The organism is Amycolatopsis sp. 505, from assembly GCF_031625235.1.
Classification (GTDB): Bacteria; Actinomycetota; Actinomycetes; order Mycobacteriales; family Pseudonocardiaceae; genus Amycolatopsis.
This window is the reverse complement of record NZ_JACKQP010000001.1, coordinates 435,572-456,286: the sequence shown is the minus strand read 5'-3', so window position 1 is coordinate 456,286 and position 20,715 is coordinate 435,572. Positions and strand designations below refer to the sequence as shown.

Here is a 20,715-nt window from a genome sequence, read left to right as displayed (position 1 = left end):
GGATCAGAGAACGATGCCGCGCGCGGCCAGCCAGGGCCGGGGGTCGATCTTCTTGGTGCCGTTCTGCCACACCTCGAAGTGCAGGTGCGGGCCGGTGCTCTGACCGCGGTTGCCGATCTCGGCGATCTGCTGGCCGCACTTGACCTTCTGCCCCTCCTTGACGGAGAAGCTGTTCATGTGGCCGTAGACCTGGATCGTGCCGTCGTCGAGCTGGATCCGCACCCAGAGGCCGAAACCGCTGGCCGGGCCGGCCTCGATCACGGTGCCGTCCGAGGCGGCGTAGATCGGGGTGCCGATCGAGTTGGCGATGTCGATGCCGAGGTGGCTCGTGCCCCACCGGGCACCGAAGCCCGAGGTGAAGGTGCCGTGCGCGGGCAGGCAGGTCTTCGGGCGAGCGGCTTCTTCGGCGGCCTTCTTGGCGGCGTCGGCTTCGCGCTGCTCGCGGGCCTGCGTGACAGAAGCGCTGTCAGCGAGCTTCGCGGCTTCGGCGGAGGCGTCGACGGCGTGGCCGGTCGGCAGGAGTTCCGGGGCGCCCCCGGAGCCCGCACCTCCCGCGGTCAGCGAAGCGCTGGCGTCCTGGCTGTTGGCCAGGGGGGTGACGGCGGTGTTCGAGTCGGTGACTGTCTTGAGGGTCGAGCCCGCAGCAGCGGCGGCGAACGCACCAGCCGCAACAGCGGCAACCACGACACGGCCGCGAAGGGCCGAAGAGGGCGGGGCGATGCGGTGCGCACCCCGGACACGGACGACCGCGCCTTCGAGCGCGTCCTTCAGTGCCGGGGAAGGAGCTTGGCCGCCGGGGGAGCGGTGTGAAGCCAAGACAGGGCCTTCCATCGTCGGGGAGCCGGGTCGAGGACTGCGGGCGGGGGAACCCGGTGAGCCAACCTCGGGGGTGGTTTGCTCGGCGTCCTACTTCGTGACCTGACTGTAATGGGGACCCCGGGACAGTAACGAAGGGGTACCGCTGTCGGCAAGACGTGCCCCCGCTGTCGGCCGATCGGGTGGAACCGCCACGCCGCTCACCTGTGGAAATCACCCAAAGTTAGAGGGGGTTTACGGCGTTCGGTGTGACTTGCCTTACAGGCGGAAAGGGTGGTGAAGACCCGCCAGAGGGCGCAACGGGGTCTCGGAAGCCCCCGAAGCCCGGAATAACGAATTGCGACGCGGGGTTGAAGCACCTTCGACGACTCGCGCCCGCCAACGGGTCCGCCGCGGTCCGAACTTGCTAGCGTCGCGGGCAATATGCCCCCACGCGCAGAGCCCCCCACCGGAAGCACCCCAGGCCCCCGCCAGAACCCCGCGGCGCGAGGCATGGGCGAAGCGGCCCAGAGCCCGCCCGACACCGGTCCAGCCGAGCCGAACCCGGACGCCGAAGCCCGGAGCACCCCGGAGCCGGACGCGCCCACACGGCCCGTCCCCGCCGCGGCCGGCGTACCGGGCGAACCCGAAAAACCCGCTGCTCAAGCGGCCGGCCAGGCCGACTCCGACCCACCCACGCGGCCGGTGCCGGCAGCCGGAGGGGTGTCCAGCGCACCAGAAAAGTCCGCCGAATCCGACGCGCCGACGAGCCCCGTCCCCGCCGCGGCACGTATACCCGTCGTGCCCGAAAAATCCCCCACGTCACCGCGCGACTCCGCCAAGCCCGCCTCGCCCCCTGCCGAGGCCGGAGACACCGCGCGCTCCGCCTCCGGCAAAGCCGCAGCCGGCGAGTCCTCCGCTGAGGTCGGAATCCCTGCGCACTCCGCCTCCGGCAAAGCCGTAGCCGGCAAGCCCGCCGCCGGGGTCGGAATCCCTGCGCACCCAACCCCCGGCAAAGCCACCGCCGGCGAGCCCGCCGCCCGGGCCGGCCGAGCCGGAAACCTCACGCACCCAACCCCCGGCGAGCCCGCCGACCCCTGGGCCGACGAAACCCACCCCTCCACCGCCCTGAAAACCGCCCTCACCCTGGCCGCCCTTGGGGCCGCCGCCCTCACCGCCGCCGCGTTCGTCTCCGTCTCGCCCGCCGCCGCCCCCGGGTTCACCAGCTGGCCGTGGCTCGCCCTCCTCGCCATCGCCCCCGCGGCCGCCGCCGTCTGGTTCGCCACCAGGAACAAGCCCGGCATAGGCGGCGGCCTCGTCCTCGGCCTGGCCGCCCTCGCCCCCGGCCGGCTCGTCCTCGACCTCCAGTTCGCCGTCAACGGCCCCCTCACCATCCGGCCCGAGCTCTACCTGCCCGACCGGTTCCTCGGCAGCTCCGCCGTCGGCGCCGGGTTCTGGCTGCTCGTCGCCGGGCACCTCCTGACCGCGGCCGCCGGTGTGGTCGCCTGGCGGGCCCTCCGGAACCACGACGAACCCGAACGACGGCGCTGGCGGCTGCTCGTCCCGCTGCTCGCCGTCGTCGCCGGAGCCGGGCTGCTCACCGCGCCCGTCCACTCCGACAACGGTTTCCTGCTCGCCCGCGCCGCCTTCGAAGGCCCCTGGCCCGCCCTCGGCGGCTACCTCCTCCTCGCCGCCGCCCTGCCGCTGGCCGCCGCGCTCGCTCTCGCCGCTCCGGCCGAGCAGGTCGCCCGGGGTGCGCTCGGCGGGCTCGCCGCCGGTGCCTTCGCCGTCGCCGCGCCGCCGGTTCTCGCCGGGCTCTTCCGCGCCGACCTGCACGTCACCTGGGGCCCCGCCCTCGCCCTCGTCGCGACGGCGGTCATCGCCGGCCTCGCGGGCACGCGGCTCACCGAAAGCACCAAGAAGGCCGAGACCGGCGACGCCAAGCTCCCCGGCCTCTTCTGGTGGCGGCTCACCACCGGCGTCCTCGGCCTCGCCACCGCGATCGCCGCGCTGATCGGCGCCTTCGCCCCGCAGGTCGCCGTCACGGCGCTGAACCCGGGCGCCGTCACGCCGGTCAGCGCCGCCGCCGACAGTCCCGCGCGCTGGTTCCTGCTGGTCGCGGCGCTCGTGCTCGCCGTTCCCGCGGCCGGCGTGCTCGTCCCGAAGACCGCCGCCATCGCGCGGTCGGTGCTCGGGGTCGCCTGGGCGGGAATCGTCCTGGCCGGCACGGCCGTCCTCAACACGGCTCTGACCGCCACCCAGGCCGGCAACCTCGCCGGCTTCGGGGGCACGGCCGCGCCCGTCTTCACCTACGACCTCGGCGCCGGCGCAGCCTGGACGTTCGCCGCGCTCGTCCTCGCCGCCTTGGCCGCACTCGCCGCCGCGGGAACCGGAGTCGTCGAACGCGAAGACGCGGGGCAAGGAACAAGCGAGAGCAACGTCCTAACACCGGTGGCGGCCGGCGCGATCCTGGCGGTCGCGGCGTTCGGACTGCCGGTCTTAGCCGTCCCCGGCTACGTCGCCGCGGGCTTGTGGTCCAACCTCGACACGCCATCGTGGGGACTACTGACGGCGGCCGTGGTGGTCGTCGGCGCCGCCGCGCTGGCAACGCGATCCCGGCCGAAGCCCGCGGCCGCCCTGTTGGCGGGAGCGGCCTTGCTCACCGCGCTGCACGCCGCAGAGTTGCCGCTAGTCGGCGGCGCACTGGGCGGCGCCAGCCCGGCCACCGGCTTCTGGGTCGCGCTGGCCGCAACGGCCGCGCTCCTGCTCGCCGCCGTCATGGCCGCAGCCGGGGACCGCCGTGCACGCTGACGGGCTGGAGGCCACCAGCCCCCGGCCTCCAGCCGACGCCGCCCACCCCGACCAGCCGGGCGACTCCACCCACCCGCACCCGCCGCCGGGCGACGCCGACCCCCACCAACCGCTGAGCGACGCCACACCCCCCAACCAGCCATCCACCCACACCGCACCCCGCGCACGTCTCCGCGTCCTCCTCGTGGAGTTCGCCCGCCCCGACCCGGCAGCCATCACGCTCGCCCGCACCCTCCGCGACGAAGGCATGGAAGTCATCCACGCCGGCCCCCTGGACACCCTCGAGCAACTCCGCGCCACCGCCGACCAAGAGGACCCGGACGCCGTCGGCGTGCTCGGCGCGGGACCTCCGCCCGGGCTCGCCGAGGCCTTGAACGGCGTTCGGGTCCTCCCCACCCGAGACCCCGGAAAAGCCGTGGAATGGTTGCGCGGTGGGCGGTCTCACACCTCGGGAACACCGTCTGACCGCGTACGGTGACCGACTTCACCAGGTGCGGAGTCCCCTGCGTCTGCGCAGGTCGCTAACCTCGACTGGTCCGACAGCGCGGTCCGGCAACGGACCACCACAGTGGCGTGTCGTCAGGAGACTGGAGTAGTGGACCTCTACGAGTACCAGGCGAGGGATCTCTTCGCCGCCCACGGAGTACCGGTTCTGCCGGGCTCGGTGGCTAGCACCCCCGAAGAAGCCAAGACCGCCGCGGAGCAGATCGGCAACCAGGTCGTCGTCAAGGCGCAGGTGAAGGTCGGCGGCCGCGGGAAGGCGGGCGGCGTCAAGCTGGCCCAGACGCCGGACGAGGCGAAGGAGAAGGCGGAAGCCATCCTCGGCCTCGACATCAAGGGCCACATCACGCGCCGCGTGCTGGTGGCCGAAGCCTCGGACATCGCGTCCGAGTACTACTTCTCCTTCCTGCTGGACCGCGCGAACCGCACGTTCCTGGCGATGGCGTCCTCCGAGGGCGGCATGGAGATCGAGCAGCTCGCGGTCGAGCGCCCCGAAGCGCTCGCGAAGATCCCGGTCGACGCGATCGCCGGTGTCGACAAGGCGAAGGCGCTCGAGATCCTGAAGGCCGGCAACTTCCCGGCCGACATCATCGACGAGGCCGCCGACGTCGTGGTGAAGCTCTGGGAGACCTTCGTCTCCGAGGACGCCACCCTGGTCGAGGTCAACCCGCTGGTCCGCGACCCGCAGGACAAGATCATCGCCCTCGACGGCAAGGTCACCCTCGACGAGAACGCCGACTTCCGCCAGCCGGGCCACGAGGCCCTGGTGGACAAGGACGCGGAGAACCCGCTCGAGGCGAAGGCCAAGGCCAAGAACCTCAACTACGTCAAGCTCGACGGCCAGGTCGGCATCATCGGCAACGGCGCGGGCCTGGTCATGTCCACTTTGGACGTCGTGGCCTACGCGGGCGAGAAGCACGGCGGCGTGAAGCCGGCGAACTTCCTCGACATCGGCGGCGGCGCGTCGGCCGAGGTCATGGCGGCCGGGCTGGACGTCATCCTCAACGACACCGACGTCAAGAGCGTCTTCGTCAACGTCTTCGGCGGCATCACCGCCTGCGACGCGGTGGCGAACGGCATCGTCGAGGCCCTGAAGATCCTAGGCGACGAGGCCACCAAGCCGCTGGTCGTCCGCCTGGACGGCAACAACGTCGTCGAGGGTCGCCAGATCCTGGCCGACGCGAACCACCCGCTGGTCACCGTGGTGGACACAATGGACAACGCGGCCGACAAGGCTGCCGAGCTCGCCGCGGCAGGTGCGTGAGATGTCGATCTTCCTGAACGAGAACAGCAAGGTCATCGTCCAGGGGCTCACCGGCTCCGAGGGCATGAAGCACGCCACCAAGATGCTGAAGTCCGGCACGAACATCGTGGGCGGCGTCAACGCCCGCAAGGCCGGCCAGACCGTCACCATCGAGGGCAAGGACCTCAAGGTCTTCGGCACCGTCGAAGAGGCCATCAAGGAGACCGGCGCCGACGTGTCGGTCATCTTCGTGCCGCCGAAGTTCGCCAAGGACGCGGTCATCGAGGCGATCGACGCCGAGATCCCGCTCGCCGTGGTGATCACCGAGGGCATCCCGGTGCACGACTCGGCCTACTTCTGGGCCCACGCCGTCGCCAAGGGCGGCACGACCCGGATCATCGGCCCGAACTGCCCCGGCGTGATCAGCCCGGGCAAGTCGAACGCCGGCATCATCCCGGCCGACATCACCGGCCCCGGCTCGATCGGCCTCGTGTCGAAGTCCGGCACGCTGACCTACCAGATGATGTACGAGCTGCGGGACATCGGCTTCTCGACCGCGGTCGGCATCGGCGGCGACCCGATCATCGGCACCACGCACATCGACGCCCTCGAGGCGTTCGAGGCCGACCCCGAGACCAAGGTCATCGTGATGATCGGCGAGATCGGCGGCGACGCCGAAGAGCGCGCCGCGGCCTACATCAAGGAGAACGTGACGAAGCCGGTCGTCGGCTACGTCGCGGGCTTCACCGCGCCCGAGGGCAAGACCATGGGCCACGCCGGCGCCATCGTCTCCGGCTCCTCCGGCACGGCCGCCGCCAAGAAGGAGGCCCTCGAGGCCGCCGGCGTCAAGGTCGGCAAGACCCCGAGCGAGACCGCCGTCCTCGCACGTGAGCTGTACAACAACCTGGGCTGAGCCCGGGACGTAACTCCTGGTAGGGCCGGGCACCCACACGGGTGGCCGGCCCTCCCTCGTTTCGGTAGGAAACCGCGCGAGGTATTCACACGTCTGGTGGGCTGGCGGCCGCGGAGTGCGCTAGCGTTCTGCGCACACCAGCCGCCTCGTCTTTCCCCGGGCGCCCGTGCGCGCCCGGGGTGCCGGTCGAACCGACAGGAGTGCATCCGATGACCTTCCCCAGCGGTGGGCCCGGCTACCCCCAGCAGGGTGGCGGCCAGCAGCCCCCCGGACCGCCGTCCAGTGGCTTCCCGGCGCAGCAGCAGCCGCCGCACTCGCACCAGGCGTCCGCCGGTGGCGCGGGCCTGCCGCAGAACCTGCCGCTGCTGCTCGCCCTGGTCGTCGCCGGCCTCGGCCTCGTGCAGTACTTCCTCGGCTTCTCCGACAACGGTGAAGTCGGCCTCGGCGGGACGTTCCTGCTCGGCGGCGGCCTGCTCGCCGGGATGACCGCGCTGCCCAAGGGCCCGAAGACGCTGCCGTTCGCGGCGCTGTTCAGCGTCCTCGGCGCGCTCGAGGTCCTGGACACCCTGGTCGGGATGCAGACCTCGCCCGGCATCGTCACCGTCATCCTGATCCTGGGCATCCTGCAGATGCTCGCCGCGGTCGCCGCGCTGCTGATCGCGCACGACGTCATCAAGCCGCCGGCGCCGAAGCCCGCCGCGCCCTCCTACGGCGGTCAGTACGGCCAGCAGCAGTTCGGCCAGCAGGGGCAGGGGCAGGGCCAGCAGTTCGGCCAGCCGGGCCACGGGCCGGGGCCGGTCGCCCCGACCGGCGAACCGTCGGCGCCGTTCTCGCAGCCGGGTCAGTACGGCTCGCCCAACCCGCCGTCGACCACCCCGCCGCCGGGCCAGCAGGCCACCACGTACGCCCCGCAGCAGGGCTCGTTCTTCCAGCAGCCGCCGCCGGAGAACCCGGGCACGCCGCCCGGCGGCTTCGGCAAGTCGAACTGACGCAGCCCCACCCCGGACACCCGCTGTGACGCTCCGTGTCACAGCGGGTGTTTCGCGTCCGGGAGACCCGACCGGGTGAGCTCCCGCGCCCGGCGGCGGCGTGGCTCACCCGGACGGAGCAGCCCGGATGTCAGGGTGCGGATCATGGATCTGCTCACCGAAGAACCCCACCCGCCGGGTGACGAGGTGGGCGCACCCGAACCCGTCCGGGCGTCCCGGGTGCGGGTGCTGCTGGCCGCCGCCCTCGGCCCGCTGGTCACCGGCTACGCCGCCGTCGCGACCGTGCTGACCCTGGTCGCCCTCACCGCCGGCCGCGCCGCCTTCTCCGACACCGGCGTGCTGCTGGCCGCCGGTCCCGGCTGGCTCGCCGCGCACCAGGTGCGCCTCGGCATCGCCGGCCACCCGCTCGGGATGCTCCCGCTGCTGCCGACGCTGGGTGTGGTCGCGCTGGCCGCGCGGACGGCGTCCGGCGCCGCCCGCCGCCTCGGCTGCCGGTCGTTCCGCGAAGCCCAGCCGGTGCTGCTCACGATCACCGGCGCGCACGCGGTGTTCGGGCTCGTCCTAGCCCTCTGCGCGCAGGGCTCGCCGGTGACGGCGAACCCCTTCGCCGCCTTCGTGGTCCCCGGCCTGCTCGCCGGAGCGGGCTCGGCCGCCGGCATCACCCGGTCGTGCGGGCTGCCGGACGCCGTCGCGGACCGCCTCGACCCGCTCGCGCTGCGCGGGCTGCGCGTCGGCGCGATGAGCCTGGCCGTCCTGGTGGCCTGCGGTGCCGCCGTCTTCACCGTCGCGACCGCACTGTCGTGGGCGACGGTGTCCGACACTTACGAACCCGGGCTCGGCACCAGTTCCGGGCTCTTCCTGCTCTCGCTGCTGTATCTGCCCAACGCCGTGACGGCCGCGCTGTCCTTCGTCACCGGGCCCGGGTTCTCGATCGGGCCGCTCACCGTCGGCATGTTCGGCTACCACGGCGCCGCCGTGCCCGCCGTCCCGCTGCTCGGCGGCCTGCCCGAGCACCACGCGGCCTGGTGGCCGGCACTGCTGGTGCTGCCCGCCGCGGCCGGTGCGCTGGCCGGCTGGTCGCTGCGCAAGGTGGACGCCGATCCGGCACAGCGCATCCGCGCGGTCGCGGTCGCCGGTGCCGTCGTCGCGCTCGGCTGCGTCGTGCTGGGCACGCTCGCCGGCGGACGGCTCGGCGACGGCCCGTTCGACCCGGTCAGCGTCCCCGTCGGCGTCGCCTCGGTCGTCGCGTTCTGCTGGATCGTCATCCCGGGTTCGTTCGTCGCCTTCTTCGCCGGCGAGCACGAGCCGCCCGCGCCGCCGCCCGAAGCGCTCGAAGACAACGAAGCCTTCCAGGACGCCGACGACATCGACCCCGAAGAAGCATCCGAAGCCGTCGAGGAACTCGAAGCGGCCGGAGAGCCGTCCGAAGAGGACGACGAGTTTTCCACCGAGGACGCGGAATTCGAAGCCGAGGCCGACGCCGAACTCGGCCTCGACGAACCCGCCGAAACCGCTCCCGGCCCGGACGGGGCTGTGACCGGAGGCACCGAGACCTGCGGCGACGTCGAGCCGGACGAGGGCGACCGTTAGGGTTTACGTGACCTGGTGAAGCGCCGTGCGCCCGGCTGCGCACCGCCCGCGGCAAGGAGCCCGCTCTGTCTCAACGGTTGGAGCTGCCCACCCCGGTGAAGCTCGTCGTGCTCGCGTCGGGCTCCGGCACCCTCCTGCAGGCGGTGCTGGACGCCACCGGCCGGTCCGGCTTCCCGGCCAAGGTCGTCGCCGTCGGCGCCGACCGCACCGGCATCGAAGCCCTCACCCGCGCCGAGCGCCTGAGCATCCCGTCCTTCACCGTCCGCGTCGCCGACCACCCCGACCGCGCCGCGTGGGACAAGGCGCTGACCGAGGCCGTCGCGGCGTACCGGCCCGACCTCGTCGTCTCGGCCGGGTTCATGAAGATCCTCGGCGAGCAGTTCCTCGGCCGCTTCACGGTGATCAACACGCACCCGGCGCTGCTCCCGTCCTTCCCCGGGATGCACGCGGTCCGCGACGCCCTCGAAGCCGGTGTCAAGGTCACCGGCTCGACCGTGCACTTCGCGGACGCCGGGGTCGACACCGGGCCGATCATCGCCCAGGAAGCGGTCGTCGTGGAGCACGACGACGACGAAGACGTCCTGCACGAACGGATCAAGGCCGTCGAACGCAGGCTGCTGGTGGAAACGATCGAGCGACTCGGCCGCGGTGGCTGCACCGTGGACGGACGAAAGGTGACATTTCGTGAGCACTGACCTGGGACGGCGCCCGGTCCGCCGGGCGCTGATCGGCGTCTCGGACAAGGCGGGCCTCCTGGACCTCGCGACCGGCCTGCACGCGGCCGGCGTCGAGATCGTCTCCACCGGCGGGACGGCGAAGGCCATCGCCGACGCCGGTGTCCCGGTCACGCCGGTCGAGCAGGTCACCGGCTTCCCGGAGTCGCTGGACGGCCGCGTCAAGACGCTGCACCCGAACGTGCACGCCGGGCTCCTGGCCGACCAGGGCAACCCCGACCACGTCGAGCAGCTGCGGAAGCTGGACATCGCGGCGTTCGACCTGCTGGTGGTGAACCTGTACCCGTTCGCGCAGACGGTCGCGTCCGGCGCGAGCCCCGAGGACTGCGTCGAGAACATCGACATCGGCGGCCCGGCGATGGTCCGCGCGGCGGCGAAGAACCACGGCAGCGTCGCGGTCGTCGTCGACCCGGCGAGCTACGGCTGGGTGCTCGAGCGCGTCGCCGACGGCGGCTTCGAGTTCGAAGACCGCAAGCGCCTCGCGGCCCGGGCGTACGCGCACACGGCGGCGTACGACACGGCTGTCGCTTCGTGGTTCGCCAGCGCGTACGCACCCGCGGACGACGCCGGCTTCCCGGACTTCCTCGGCGCCACCTGGGAACGCGCCGACGTCCTGCGCTACGGCGAGAACCCGCACCAGAAGGCCGCGCTCTACAAGAGCCAGAACCCGGGCCTGGCGCACGCCGAGCAGCTGCACGGCAAGGCCATGTCCTACAACAACTACGTCGACACCGACGCCGCCCGCCGCGCCGCGTACGACTTCGCCGAGCCCGCCGTCGCGATCATCAAGCACGCCAACCCGTGCGGCATCGCGATCGGCGCGGACATCGCCGAGGCGCACCGCAAGGCCCACGCCTGCGACCCGGTCTCGGCCTACGGCGGCGTCATCGCGACGAACCGGCCGGTCAGCCGCGAGGCCGCCGAGCAGATCGCCGAGGTCTTCACCGAGGTCGTGCTGGCTCCCGACTTCGACGCCGAAGCCCTGGAAATCCTGCAGCGCAAGAAGAACATCCGCCTGCTGAAGCTGCCGGCGGCCCCGGCGTTCCCGGTCGAGTTCCGCCCGATCTCCGGCGGCGTCCTGCTGCAGACGGCCGACGCGATCGACGCCGACGGCGACGACCCGGCGAACTGGACGCTCGCCACCGGCACCGCGGCCGACGAACCGACCCTGCGTGACCTCGAGTTCGCGTGGCGCTCGCTGCGCGCGGTCAAGTCCAACGCGATCCTGCTGGCCGCCGACGGCGCGACCGTCGGCGTCGGCATGGGCCAGGTCAACCGGGTCGACTCGTCGCGGCTGGCGGTCTCGCGGGCCGGCGATCGGGCCAAGGGCTCGGTCGGCGCGTCGGACGCGTTCTTCCCGTTCCCGGACGGTCTGGAGGTGCTGGTCGAGGCGGGTGTCCGCGCGATCGTGCAGCCCGGCGGCTCGGTCCGCGACGCCGAAGTCATCGCGGCCGCGGAGAAGGCGGGCGTCACGATGTACCTGACGGGGACGCGCCACTTCGCGCACTGACCCCCGCGCTTCGAGAGGGAGGGCTCGATGCAGCAACCGCCGTACGGCCACGGTCAGCAGGGGTACCCGGGCTATCCGCAGCAACAGCCCGGGTACCCGCAGCAGCAGCCCGGGTACCCGCCCCAGCAGGGCTATCCGCCGCAGGGTTACCCGCCTGGCTACCCGCCGCCCGGGTACCCGCCCGCGGGGTACGGCGCGCCGGTGCCACCGCCGAAGAAGAAGCGGATGGGGCTGATCTTCGGCATCATCGGCGGTGTCGTCGTGCTGCTCGGCGCGGGCATCCCGTTGAGCATCGTCGCGAGCGACTACTACGCGAGCACCGGCGCGGCGCCGTCGTCGTCGCCGGTGCCCGCCGAGTGCCAGGTCCCGGCGCCGGTGCTGGAGAAGGCGGGCTTCCCGAGCTTCGTCCTGGCCGGCCAGGGCACCGAGGACCTGCCGGGCATCAAGCAGCAGGGCTGCAGCTGGAAGCCGGGGCCGGACGAGAACGTCCGCGACGCCACCATGCACGTCCAGATCACCCGGTACTCGGGGGAGAGCGCGCGCGAGCAGGCGAACGACCTGTTCACGCCGAAGGCGCCGCCGATCCCGCCGACGGAAGTGCGTGGCCTCGGCGACAAGGCCCTGCTGGTCCGGCTGGCCACCGACAGCGCGTTCAGCGGCTCCGAGCTGCACGTCCTGAAGGGCACGACGGTCGTCGTCCTCGAGGTGTCCGGCTGGGACAAGGGGTTCTTCTCGAACTCGCCGATGCCGCAGCAGGAAACCGACGCCGCCGTGCAGGCGGTCGGCGCGGAGATCGTCAAGAAGCTGTCGCGCTAGGCGGGCGCGGGCAGCGCCTTGCAGAGCGCGACCGGGAACTTCGGTGCGGCCGCCAGGATCTCCGCGCAGCCGGCGGAGCGCACCTGCGCGAACGACGTCCACCCCGCATCGCTCCAGCGGAAGGCGCTGCGGGCGCCCTCGAGGTCGACGACCAGCCACGACGGGTCGCAGGCGCGGGTGGTGCCCGGGCCCGCGGCGCCGGCGGCGGACACCGCGGCGCCGATCCACGCGGGGTCGCAGTGGTCGGCGGGCGGGGCGCAGGCGCCCTGGCGGTCGCAGTGGCCCCAGCCCGCACCGAGCTTGTGCCAGGCGTTCCCGGTGTCGGCGTTGAGGATGACCGTCCGGTCCGCGATCGGGTCCGCCGTCGTCAGCGGCACCTCCGCGGGCACCTTGTCCTGGCAGCCGCCCGCCGCGGGGCGCGTCGAGTAGACGACGTCGGCGCGGATGTCGGTCTTCGCCTCCACGACCTGTTCGATCCGCGGCTCGCGGACGCAGCCGGGGTCCTTGCCGGGCAGCGCGACCTGCACGAACAGGCTGTGGTCGTCCGAGCCGGGGCGGATCCCGGTGACGTCGGCGCGGAACGAGCGCCACTCCGCGCCGATGGTCGTCGGCGCCGGGGCCGCGGCCGTGGCGCCGGGCACCCCGCAGGCCGCCGTTCCCACCGCCACCAGCACGCCGACGACCGCCAGGATCGGCCGTCTCAGCGGTCCTGTCATCGCCACCCCCCGAAGTCCACCGGGGAATCTAGCCGACGCCGCAGCGTCAGGCGGCCGGACCGGGTTTTTCGCTGAGGGTGACGTCCTTCTCCAGGTAGACCGCGTCGCGGATGTGACCATCGGCGGCGGGCGCGTCGGTGAGCCGATAGCCGGCCCGCTGGTACATGGCGATGTTGCGAGCGCTGCGCGCCCCGGTGAAGAGGGCGAACCGGCGGGCTTCGGCGGGCGCGTGCTCCTCGGCGTGGGCGAGCAGCCGGCGGCCCAGCCCGCGGCCGGCGAGGTCCGGCGCGACCATCAGCCTGCCGAGTTCCCAGCGGTCGCCGTCGAGCCGGGCGCGCACGGCGCCGATCAAGCGGTGGTCCTGCCGGAGCACCCACACCGACCAGGTCTTCGTCCAGTCGCGCACGTCTTCGAGGGTTTCGTGCAGCGCGGGGATGTCGAGGGTCTCGTTGAGGACGGCCTCCTGGACCCAGCAGCAGCGTTGCAGGACCAGCAGTTCCGGGACGTCTTCGGGGCGGGCGTCGGTGAGCTCCACGCCGCCTGTCTAGCGATCGGTGGGCGGGCGGGGCAACTGCATTAGCTCCCCACGAGTGGGTGACTTGACACCTCGGGTGGTTCGCGGTTGACTGGACTACGTCGAACAGATGTTCGACACGAAACCGCCGCCTTCCCCGCGGCGAACCAGTGCCGTCGGTCGCGTTTTTGGGAGAGGCTCGGCCGCCGGCACCAGTCCGTGGTGGGGAGGTGCGTGCGGTGACCGCTGTGGTGGAGCCGCCGGTGGCCCGGCTGGCGGCCCTGCCCGGGGTCAGCACGGCGAGCCGGGTGGCGGCCCAGGCCGAGCGGGCCAGGGCGACGGGAAGGGTGCTCCCGGTCGTCCCGGCGCTGGCCGGGCTGCTGCCCGACACCGGGCTCCGGCGCGGGAGCACGGTGGCGGTCCACGGGGGGACATCGCTGCTGCTCGCCCTCCTCGCCGCGGCCACGGAAGCGGGTTCGTGGGCCGCGGTGGTCGGCATGCCATCCCTGGGTGTGGCGGCGGCCGCCGAGTACGGCGTGGACCTGACCCGGCTGGCGCTGGTCCCGCGTCCGGGCGCGGAGCTCCCGGCGGTGGTCGCGGCCTTGCTGGACGGCGTGGACCTGGTGGCGGTCCAGCCGGAGACGGTCCTGCCGGCGGTGGCCCGGCGCCTGTCGGCCCGAGCCCGCCACCGCGGCGCGGTCCTGCTGGCCGCGGGAGCCTGGCCCGCGGCGGACGTGGAGCTCTCGTGCCGCCGCTCGGCCTGGTCCGGCCCCTCGGCCGGGTACGGACACCTTGAATCGCGCCAGGTGCAGGTCCGGTCCCACGGCCGCGGCGCGGCCGCCCGCCCCCTGACGGCCACCTTCGACCTCCCACCCGCCACCCCGCACCCCACCCCCTCGTTCATCCCCACCCTCGACGAGGCCACGGCATGAACCCCACCCGCCCACCCCAACCCCCCACCCACCCGTGTCGACCCTCCAGTCACGTGTGTCGACCCTGCAATCACGTGTGTCGGCTCCCCAGTCACGTGTGTCGACCCTTCAGTCACGTGTGTCGACTGCCCAATCACGTGTGTTGCCTCCTTAATCACGCGAAATGCCTCGCCGATCACGTGTGTGGCCCCTCCGGTCCCAATCGCGCGAGATCGGCTCACGCGAGCCGGCCGCTCGCCCACGAGAGCCGACCCACCGCGCGCCCGCGCACACGAGCGATCCGGCCCCTTGCCCACGCGCGCTCGCCACACCACCACCACCACCACCCGCGTCGGGGTGGCGGCCGGATCCGGGAGGCCACATGACCGTCCCGGCCCAACGCGCCACCCCCGACGTCCCCACCCGGATGCTCGTCCTGTGGTGCCCGGACTGGCCCGCCGTCGCGGCCGCCGCCGTCGGCGGGGTTGCCGCCGACCTGCCCGTCGGCGTCTTCACCGCCAACCGGGTCGTCGCCTGCAACGCCGTCGCGCGGCGCAGCGGCGTCCGGCGGGAGATGCGGCGGCGGGATGCCCAGTCGAACTGTCCGGAGCTCGCCGTCTTCGCCGCCGACGACGGGCGGGACGCCCGCCTGTTCGAGGCCGTCGCGCGGGCGGTCGAAGGGCTCGTCGTCGGGGTCGAGGTCGTGCGGCCCGGCCTGGTTGCCGTCCCCGTCGACGGTGCCGCCGGCTACTTCGGCGGGGAACACGCGCTCGTCGAACGGCTTCTCGACGAGGTCGCCGCCGCGGCCGGGGTCGAGTGTCAGGTCGGCGTCGCCGATGGACTCTTCGCCGCGACGCTCGCCGCGCGGTGCGGTGAGTTCGTCGAACGCGGGCACGCTGCCGACTTCCTCGCGACGCTGCCGGTCACCGAACTCGACCAGCCCGGCGCCGACCGCGCGGAGCTCGTCGACCTGCTGCGCCGCCTCGGGCTGAAGACGCTCGGCGCGTTCGCCGCTCTGCCGGAACGTGACGTCGCCAACCGCTTCGGCGCGGACGGGCTGCTCGCGCACCGGTTGGCGCGCGGCCGGTCCGAACGGCCGCCGCTGCGTCGGCGGCCCCCGCCTGAACTGAGCCTCGCCGAGGAGTTCGACCCCGTCGTCGAGCGAGTCGACGTCGCGGCGTTCCTCGCCAAGGGGCTCGCGGCGCGGTTCTGCGCGGGCCTCGCCGCACACGGCCTCGCCTGCACCCGGCTCGGCATCTACGCGGTCACCGAAGAAGGCGAACACCTCGGCCGGGCGTGGCGGTGCGCCGAACCGCTGACCCCCGCCGGCGTCGCCGATCGCGTGCGCTGGCAGTTCGAAGGCTGGCTGCGCGCCGCGCCCGGGCAGCGTCCGACGTCCGGCGTCGTGCGGCTGCGGCTCGAACCCGAGGAGGTCGTCGAAGGCCGGTCGCTGCAGCTCGACCTGTGGCGCAACGGCGGCACCGACGAGACCGACGAGCGAGCGGCCCGCGCGTTCGTGCGGGTCCAGGGCCTGCTCGGCCCCGAAGGCGTGCTCACCCCGGTGCTCGACGGCGGCCGCGACCCGGCGGGCCGAGTGCGGCTGGTGCCGTGGGGCGACCCGCGCGAGCGGACGACGCCGCCGGACGCGACCTGGCCGGGACGCCTGCCGTCCCCATCCCCGGCGACGGTCCTCGCCCGGCCGGTCCCGGCGCAGGTCTTCGACGACGGCGGCCGCGCCGTCGGGATCACCGCGCGCGACCAGGTGACGTCGCCGCCGCGGAGGCTCAGCATCGCGGGCGGCGCGGGCCGGGAGGTCGTGGGCTGGGCGGGCCCCTGGCCCCTGGCGGGCGACCGACGGCGGCCGGGTCCGCCCAGAGCGCGGCTGCAGCTGGTGCTGGTCGGCGAAGGGGAGGAGCCACCCGAAGCGGTGCTGGTGCACTGCGCAGGCACGGAAAATCCACTGTGGACGGTCGAGGGAGTGTACGACTGAGCATGGACGAGGACTACGCACGAAAGCTGCGCGACTGGTTGCGAGCCGAGCCCGGCCCCACACCCCGAGGGGCTTCGGAGGAGCGCGAGTGGCTGCGCGAGATTCCCGAGCCCGCAACGGAAGAGCAGGCGGAGAGGTGGACGGTCCGCGGACACCTCCCGCAGACCCCCGCCGACGACGACTGGGTCTGCCCGGTGATCGCCCTCCCGGTCCCGCGCCCGTCGCGGGAGAACGGCTGCCGCCTCAGCGGGATCGAGCTCCACTGGACCCCGCCACGCCGCATCAGCGACGTCGAGGCTCGCTCGAGGTGGAACCACCCGACGAACGCCGACCGCCGCGCCGACGCGAGCCGCATCAGCGACGCCGAGGCCCGGTCCCGCTGGAGCCACCCGACCAACGCCGACCGCCGCGCCAGCGACGCCGACGCCCGGTCCCGTTGGAACCACCCGACCAACGCCGACCGCCGCACCGAAGCACTCGAAGCGACCTCGAACAGCGACGCCGACACGAACCAGCGCGCCCCCATGAGCGAAGCCGAAGCCCGGTCCCGCTGGAACCACCCGAGCAGCTGGCACCGTCGCCGCCGGGCCGCCGAAGACCGGCCTGACCAGCCCGGGGGTCACTGAATGGGCTGGAACAACCCGCCCGTCCGCTGGAAGGACCTCGCCCGCACCCTCGCCGGCGGGCTCCCTCCCGGCGATCACGGCGACAGCCCCGCCTGGGGCCGGCGCCGGGAGGGCTACCGGCGTCCCGGCGACCTGCCCACCCGCCGGAACGACGATGGCGCCGAGGCCGTCCGCGTCCCCTACGCCGAGCTGCACTGCCACTCCAACTTCAGCTTCCTCGACGGTGCCAGCCACCCCGAGGAGCTCGTCGAAGAGGCCGCGCGGCTGCAGCTCGACGCCATCGCCCTCACCGATCACGACGGCATGTACGGCGTCGTGCGGTTTGCCGAGGCCGCGCGGGAACTCGGCGTCGACACCGTCTTCGGCACCGAACTCAGCTTCGGCCTCCCCGGCCCGCAGAACGGCGTGCCCGACCCCGAAGGCGAGCACCTCCTCCTGCTCGCCCGCGGCGACCAGGGCTACCGCGCCCTCTGCCGCGCCATCACCGCCGGCCAGATCCACCACCAGGCCGAAAAGGGGCGGCCCGTCTACGACCTCGGCGCGGTCGCCGAGGAGGTCGCCGGGCAGTGCGTGGTGCTGACGGGCTGCCGCAAAGGCGCGGTGCGCTCGGCCCTCGTCACGCACGGCCCGGCGGCCGCGGCCGAAAAACTCGAGGAACTCGTCGACCGCTTCGGGCGCGACAACGTCTACGTCGAGCTCACCGACCACCGCCAGCCCCTGGACAGCACCCACAACGACCTCCTGACCCAGCTCGCCGACGAACTGCACCTGCCCACCGTCGCCACCACCGCCGCCCACTACGCGCGGCCCGAACGCGCTCCGCTCGCCGATGCCCTCGCCGCCATCCGGGCCCGGCGGGGCATCGACGAACTCGAAGGCTGGCTGCCCGCCGCCGGCACGGCCTTCCTGCGCAGCGGCGCCGAAATGGACGTCCTGTTCCGGCGGTACCCCGGCGCGGTCCGGCGCAGCGCCCTGCTCGGCATGGAATGCGCGTTCCCGCTGAAACTGATCGCCCCCGAACTGCCGCCCTTCGACGTCCCCGAGGGGCACACCGAAACGACCTACCTGCGCCACCTCACGACAGAAGGCGCGAAGGAACGCTTCGCAGGCAAGCCCCACGAGGAAAAGGCCAACCAGCAGATCGAGCACGAGCTGGCCATCATCGAAGAGCTCGGCTTCCCCGGCTACTTCCTGATCGTCTGGGACATCGTCCGGTTCTGCAACGACCACGACATCCTCTGCCAGGGCCGCGGCTCGGCCGCGAATTCGGCCGTCTGCTACGCGCTCGGCATCACCAAGGTCGACTCCGTGGCCTACGAACTCCTCTTCGAGCGCTTCCTCGCCCCGGACCGGGACGGCTACCCCGACATCGACCTCGACATCGAGTCCGACCGCCGCGAGGAGGCCATCCAGTACGTCTTCCGGAAACACGGCCGGCTCCGGACCGCCCAGGTGGCCAACGTGATCACCTACCGCGCCCGGTCCGCCGTCCGCGACGCCGCCCGGGCGCTGGGCTACTCACCCGGCCAGCAGGACGCCTGGAGCAAGCAGATCGACCGCTGGGGTTCGCTGCAGAGCACCGAAAAGGACCACGACCACGACATCCCGGACGAGGTCGTGCAGCTCGCCTTCGCCCTGGAGGACTTCCCGCGGCACCTGGGCATCCACTCCGGCGGCATGGTCATGTGCGCCGAGCCGGTGAGCCAGGTCGTCCCGGTCGAGTGGGCGCGGATGGAGAACCGCAGCGTCATCCAATGGGAGAAGGAAGACTGCGCGGCCGCGGGGCTGGTCAAGTTCGACCTGCTCGGCCTCGGCATGCTGTCCGCGCTGCACTACATGATCGACCTCGTCGAGGAGCACAAGGGCGAGAAGGTCGACCTCGCCGAGCTGGACCTCGCCGACGAGAAGGTCTACGACATGCTCTGCCGCGCCGACGCGATCGGCGTCTTCCAGGTGGAGAGCCGCGCCCAGCTGGCGACGCTGCCGCGGCTGCAGCCCCGCGAGTTCTACGACCTCGCCGTCGAAGTCGCGCTGATCCGGCCCGGGCCGATCCAGGGCGGCTCGGTGCACCCGTACATCCGCCGCAAGCAGGGCCGCGAGAAGTGGGCCTACGACCACCCGCTGCTGGAAAAGGCCCTGCACAAGACCAAAGGCGTGCCGCTGTTCCAGGAACAGATGATGCAGATCGCGCTGGACGTCGCGAACTTCACCGCGGCGGAGGCCGACCAGCTGCGGCACGCGATGGGGTCGAAGCGCTCGGACCGGAAGATGGACCGGCTGCGGCAGCGGTTCCTCGCGGGCGCGGCCGCGAACGGCGTCGAAGACGAACTCGCCGAGAAGATCTTCCTGAAGCTCAAGGCGTTCGCGAACTTCGGCTTCCCGGAGAGCCACGCGCTGAGCTTCGCGCACCTCGTCTTTTCGAGCGCCTACTTCAAGCTCTACCACCCGGACGCGTTCCTGGCCGGCCTGCTGCGCGCCCAGCCGATGGGCTTCTACTCACCGCAGTCGCTGGTCGCCGACGCGCGGCGCCACGACGTCACCGTGCACGGCCCGGACATCAACCGCAGCCTCCCGCACGCCACCCTGGAGGCGGGCACCGGGAAGTTCCACGACGTGCGCACCGGCCTGAGCACCGTCCGCAAGATCGGCGAGGACCTGGCGAAGCGGATCGTCGCCGAGCGCGCGGAAAACGGCGAGTACCGCGACATGGCCGACGTCGCCCGCCGCGTCCGGCTGACCACGCCGCAGATCGAGGCGCTGGCCACGGCGGGTGCGTTCGCCGGCTTCGGCGGGGATCGCCGCCAGGCGCTGTGGACCGCGGGCGCCGTCGCCGGCGAACGCCCCGACCGGCTGCCCGGCCTGCTCGGCGCCGCGGCCCCGGTACTGCCGGGGATGGACGGGCTCGACGTCGCGGCGGCGGACGTCTGGGCCACCGGCGTGTCGCCGGACAGCTACCCGACCGAGTTCATCCGCGACCGCCTCGACGAGCTCGGCGTCGTCCCGGCGAGCGGCCTGGCGGACCTCGAAGACGGCGCGCGCGTGCTGATCGGCGGCGCGGTCACGCACCGGCAGCGCCCCGCGACCGCGGGCGGCGTCACCTTCCTCAACATCGAGGACGAAACGGGGATGGTCAACGTGATCTGCACGCTCGGCCTCTGGCAGCGCTACCACCGCGTCGCGCGCAGCAGCCCGGCGCTGCTGATCCGCGGGGTGGTGGAGAAGGCCGACGGCGTGGTCAGCGTCCTCGCCCACCGCGTCGAGCCGCTGCCGATGCGCATCAAGGCGAAGTCACGGGACTTCCGGTGAGGGGCGCCGGACGACCGTGATGATCTCCGGGCTCGTGCCGGTCACCGGTGCGCGGTCCCAGTCGCCGTACTGCTCGTCGACGACCAGCCCGGCTTCCTCGATGAACGCGTTCAGCGAAGGGACGTCGAGGAAGCGCAACGTGCTCTCGCTGTACTTCGGCGCGTCCCAGTTCGGGCTCTCGTAGGTGGTCTTGAAGCTGACGTACCCGTTCTCGAACGGACCGGCGTCGTTCCACGAGCGGACGTCCCCGGCCTCCCAGACGTGCGCAGGCGTCCAGCGCTCCCAGCCGCGGGCGGCCGGGTTGCGCGTCTCGAAGGCGAACCGGCCGCCCGGCTTCAGCGCGCGGTGGATCGCCGAGAACGCCATCCGCAGCTCGTCGTCGGTCAGCAGCACCTGGAACGCGTGCCCGCTCATCACGGCGAAGTCGAACTCCCCGTCCCACGACACGATCGACAAATCGCCGTGCACCCACTCGATGTCGGCCCGGCGGCGGGCCTGGATGAGCATGCCCTCGGCGGGGTCGAGGCCGACGAGCCGTCCGGTGTGGCCGGACTCGCGCGCCCAGTGCAGCAGTGAACCGGTGCCGCAGCCGACGTCCAGCACGGACTCGGCGGCCATGATCATCGGCAGGTAGAACGCGAAGTCACCGCTGCTCGCGCGCGGGTTCAGCGCGTCGTAGAGCGAGGCGAGGAAGGGATCGACGTAGTCGTGGTCCGGCATCCCCGCCACGGTAGTGGCCGGGCCCGGCAA

Annotated in this window: 16 protein-coding genes; 12 read left to right on the top strand and 4 right to left on the bottom strand. The window is 72.8% G+C overall.

What is annotated here, in order from left to right; translation table 11 throughout:
* Positions 1 to 3: 3 nt before the first annotated feature.
* Positions 4 to 684, bottom strand: coding sequence for a M23 family metallopeptidase (locus tag H5965_RS02280; RefSeq protein ID WP_310967538.1), 681 nt, complete (start codon positions 682 to 684; stop codon positions 4 to 6).
* A gap of 912 nt (positions 685 to 1,596) precedes the next feature.
* Between H5965_RS02280 and H5965_RS02275 the strand changes: the two genes are divergently transcribed.
* The 8 genes from H5965_RS02275 to H5965_RS02240 all read left to right on the top strand — a co-directional run bounded on the left by H5965_RS02275 (position 1,597) and on the right by H5965_RS02240 (position 11,902).
* Positions 1,597 to 3,606 (top strand): hypothetical protein, encoded by a 2,010-nt coding sequence (locus H5965_RS02275; RefSeq protein WP_310967536.1) that lies wholly within the window; start codon positions 1,597 to 1,599, stop codon positions 3,604 to 3,606.
* A 595-nt stretch (positions 3,607 to 4,201) separates the two neighbouring features.
* Positions 4,202 to 5,371, top strand: a complete 1,170-nt coding sequence (gene sucC / locus H5965_RS02270) for an ADP-forming succinate--CoA ligase subunit beta (RefSeq protein ID WP_310967535.1) — start codon at positions 4,202 to 4,204, stop codon at positions 5,369 to 5,371.
* A gap of 1 nt (position 5,372) precedes the next feature.
* Complete coding sequence (gene sucD / locus H5965_RS02265) at positions 5,373 to 6,263, top strand: succinate--CoA ligase subunit alpha (protein ID WP_310967533.1); 891 nt, start codon at positions 5,373 to 5,375, stop codon at positions 6,261 to 6,263.
* Between the two features lie 209 nt (positions 6,264 to 6,472).
* Positions 6,473 to 7,252 (top strand): DUF5336 domain-containing protein, encoded by a 780-nt coding sequence (locus H5965_RS02260; RefSeq protein WP_310967532.1) that lies wholly within the window; start codon positions 6,473 to 6,475, stop codon positions 7,250 to 7,252.
* A 135-nt stretch (positions 7,253 to 7,387) separates the two neighbouring features.
* Positions 7,388 to 8,842, top strand: coding sequence for a DUF6350 family protein (locus tag H5965_RS02255; protein ID WP_310967531.1), 1,455 nt, complete (start codon positions 7,388 to 7,390; stop codon positions 8,840 to 8,842).
* A gap of 77 nt (positions 8,843 to 8,919) precedes the next feature.
* Positions 8,920 to 9,537 (top strand): phosphoribosylglycinamide formyltransferase, encoded by a 618-nt coding sequence (purN, locus tag H5965_RS02250; protein WP_310967530.1) that lies wholly within the window; start codon positions 8,920 to 8,922, stop codon positions 9,535 to 9,537.
* Complete coding sequence (purH, locus tag H5965_RS02245; protein WP_310967529.1) at positions 9,527 to 11,086, top strand: bifunctional phosphoribosylaminoimidazolecarboxamide formyltransferase/IMP cyclohydrolase; 1,560 nt, start codon at positions 9,527 to 9,529, stop codon at positions 11,084 to 11,086. The genes purN and purH overlap by 11 nt, the downstream gene beginning before the upstream one ends.
* A gap of 27 nt (positions 11,087 to 11,113) precedes the next feature.
* Positions 11,114 to 11,902, top strand: a complete 789-nt coding sequence (locus H5965_RS02240; RefSeq protein WP_310967527.1) for a hypothetical protein — start codon at positions 11,114 to 11,116, stop codon at positions 11,900 to 11,902.
* Here the strand turns inward: H5965_RS02240 and H5965_RS02235 are convergent.
* A complete protein-coding gene (locus H5965_RS02235) occupies positions 11,899 to 12,618 on the bottom strand; it encodes a hypothetical protein (protein ID WP_310967525.1) in 720 nt (239 codons plus the stop codon). The genes H5965_RS02240 and H5965_RS02235 overlap by 4 nt on opposite strands.
* A 46-nt stretch (positions 12,619 to 12,664) precedes the next feature.
* Positions 12,665 to 13,153 carry a GNAT family N-acetyltransferase gene (locus H5965_RS02230; RefSeq protein ID WP_310967524.1) on the bottom strand — a complete coding sequence of 163 codons (489 nt, stop codon included), beginning with the start codon at positions 13,151 to 13,153 and terminating at the stop codon, positions 12,665 to 12,667.
* A 218-nt stretch (positions 13,154 to 13,371) separates the two neighbouring features.
* Between H5965_RS02230 and H5965_RS02225 the strand changes: the two genes are divergently transcribed.
* From H5965_RS02225 to H5965_RS02210, 4 genes are all read left to right on the top strand, one after another.
* Positions 13,372 to 14,064, top strand: a complete 693-nt coding sequence (locus tag H5965_RS02225) for a hypothetical protein (RefSeq protein ID WP_310967522.1) — start codon at positions 13,372 to 13,374, stop codon at positions 14,062 to 14,064.
* Positions 14,065 to 14,470: 406 nt separating this feature from the next.
* Positions 14,471 to 16,033 carry a DNA polymerase Y family protein gene (locus tag H5965_RS02220; protein WP_310968476.1) on the top strand — a complete coding sequence of 521 codons (1,563 nt, stop codon included), beginning with the start codon at positions 14,471 to 14,473 and terminating at the stop codon, positions 16,031 to 16,033.
* A gap of 2 nt (positions 16,034 to 16,035) precedes the next feature.
* On the top strand, positions 16,036 to 16,659 hold the full coding sequence (locus H5965_RS02215; protein ID WP_310967520.1) for a hypothetical protein: 624 nt from the start codon (positions 16,036 to 16,038) through the stop codon (positions 16,657 to 16,659).
* Entirely contained in the window at positions 16,660 to 19,965 is a 3,306-nt protein-coding gene (locus H5965_RS02210; protein WP_310967518.1) for an error-prone DNA polymerase, read from the top strand. It begins immediately after the preceding gene.
* Here the strand turns inward: H5965_RS02210 and H5965_RS02205 are convergent.
* Positions 19,948 to 20,685, bottom strand: a complete 738-nt coding sequence (locus H5965_RS02205) for a methyltransferase domain-containing protein (RefSeq protein WP_310967516.1) — start codon at positions 20,683 to 20,685, stop codon at positions 19,948 to 19,950. The two genes, H5965_RS02210 and H5965_RS02205, sit on opposite strands and share 18 nt — an antisense overlap.
* Between the last annotated feature and the right edge of the window lie 30 nt (positions 20,686 to 20,715).

Excerpts from the sequence above, each read along its gene's own strand:
- sucD (WP_310967533.1), top strand. The coding sequence starts at position 5,373 with ATGTCGATCTTCCTGAACGAGAACAGCAAGGTCATCGTCCAGGGGCTC.
- H5965_RS02260 (WP_310967532.1), top strand. The coding sequence starts at position 6,473 with ATGACCTTCCCCAGCGGTGGGCCCGGCTACCCCCAGCAGGGTGGCGGC.
- H5965_RS02240 (WP_310967527.1), top strand. The coding sequence starts at position 11,114 with ATGCAGCAACCGCCGTACGGCCACGGTCAGCAGGGGTACCCGGGCTAT.
- H5965_RS02235 (WP_310967525.1), bottom strand. The coding sequence starts at position 12,618 with ATGACAGGACCGCTGAGACGGCCGATCCTGGCGGTCGTCGGCGTGCTG.
- H5965_RS02220 (WP_310968476.1), top strand. The coding sequence starts at position 14,471 with ATGCTCGTCCTGTGGTGCCCGGACTGGCCCGCCGTCGCGGCCGCCGCC.
- H5965_RS02215 (WP_310967520.1), top strand. The coding sequence starts at position 16,036 with ATGGACGAGGACTACGCACGAAAGCTGCGCGACTGGTTGCGAGCCGAG.
- H5965_RS02210 (WP_310967518.1), top strand. The coding sequence starts at position 16,660 with ATGGGCTGGAACAACCCGCCCGTCCGCTGGAAGGACCTCGCCCGCACC.
- H5965_RS02205 (WP_310967516.1), bottom strand. The coding sequence starts at position 20,685 with ATGCCGGACCACGACTACGTCGATCCCTTCCTCGCCTCGCTCTACGAC.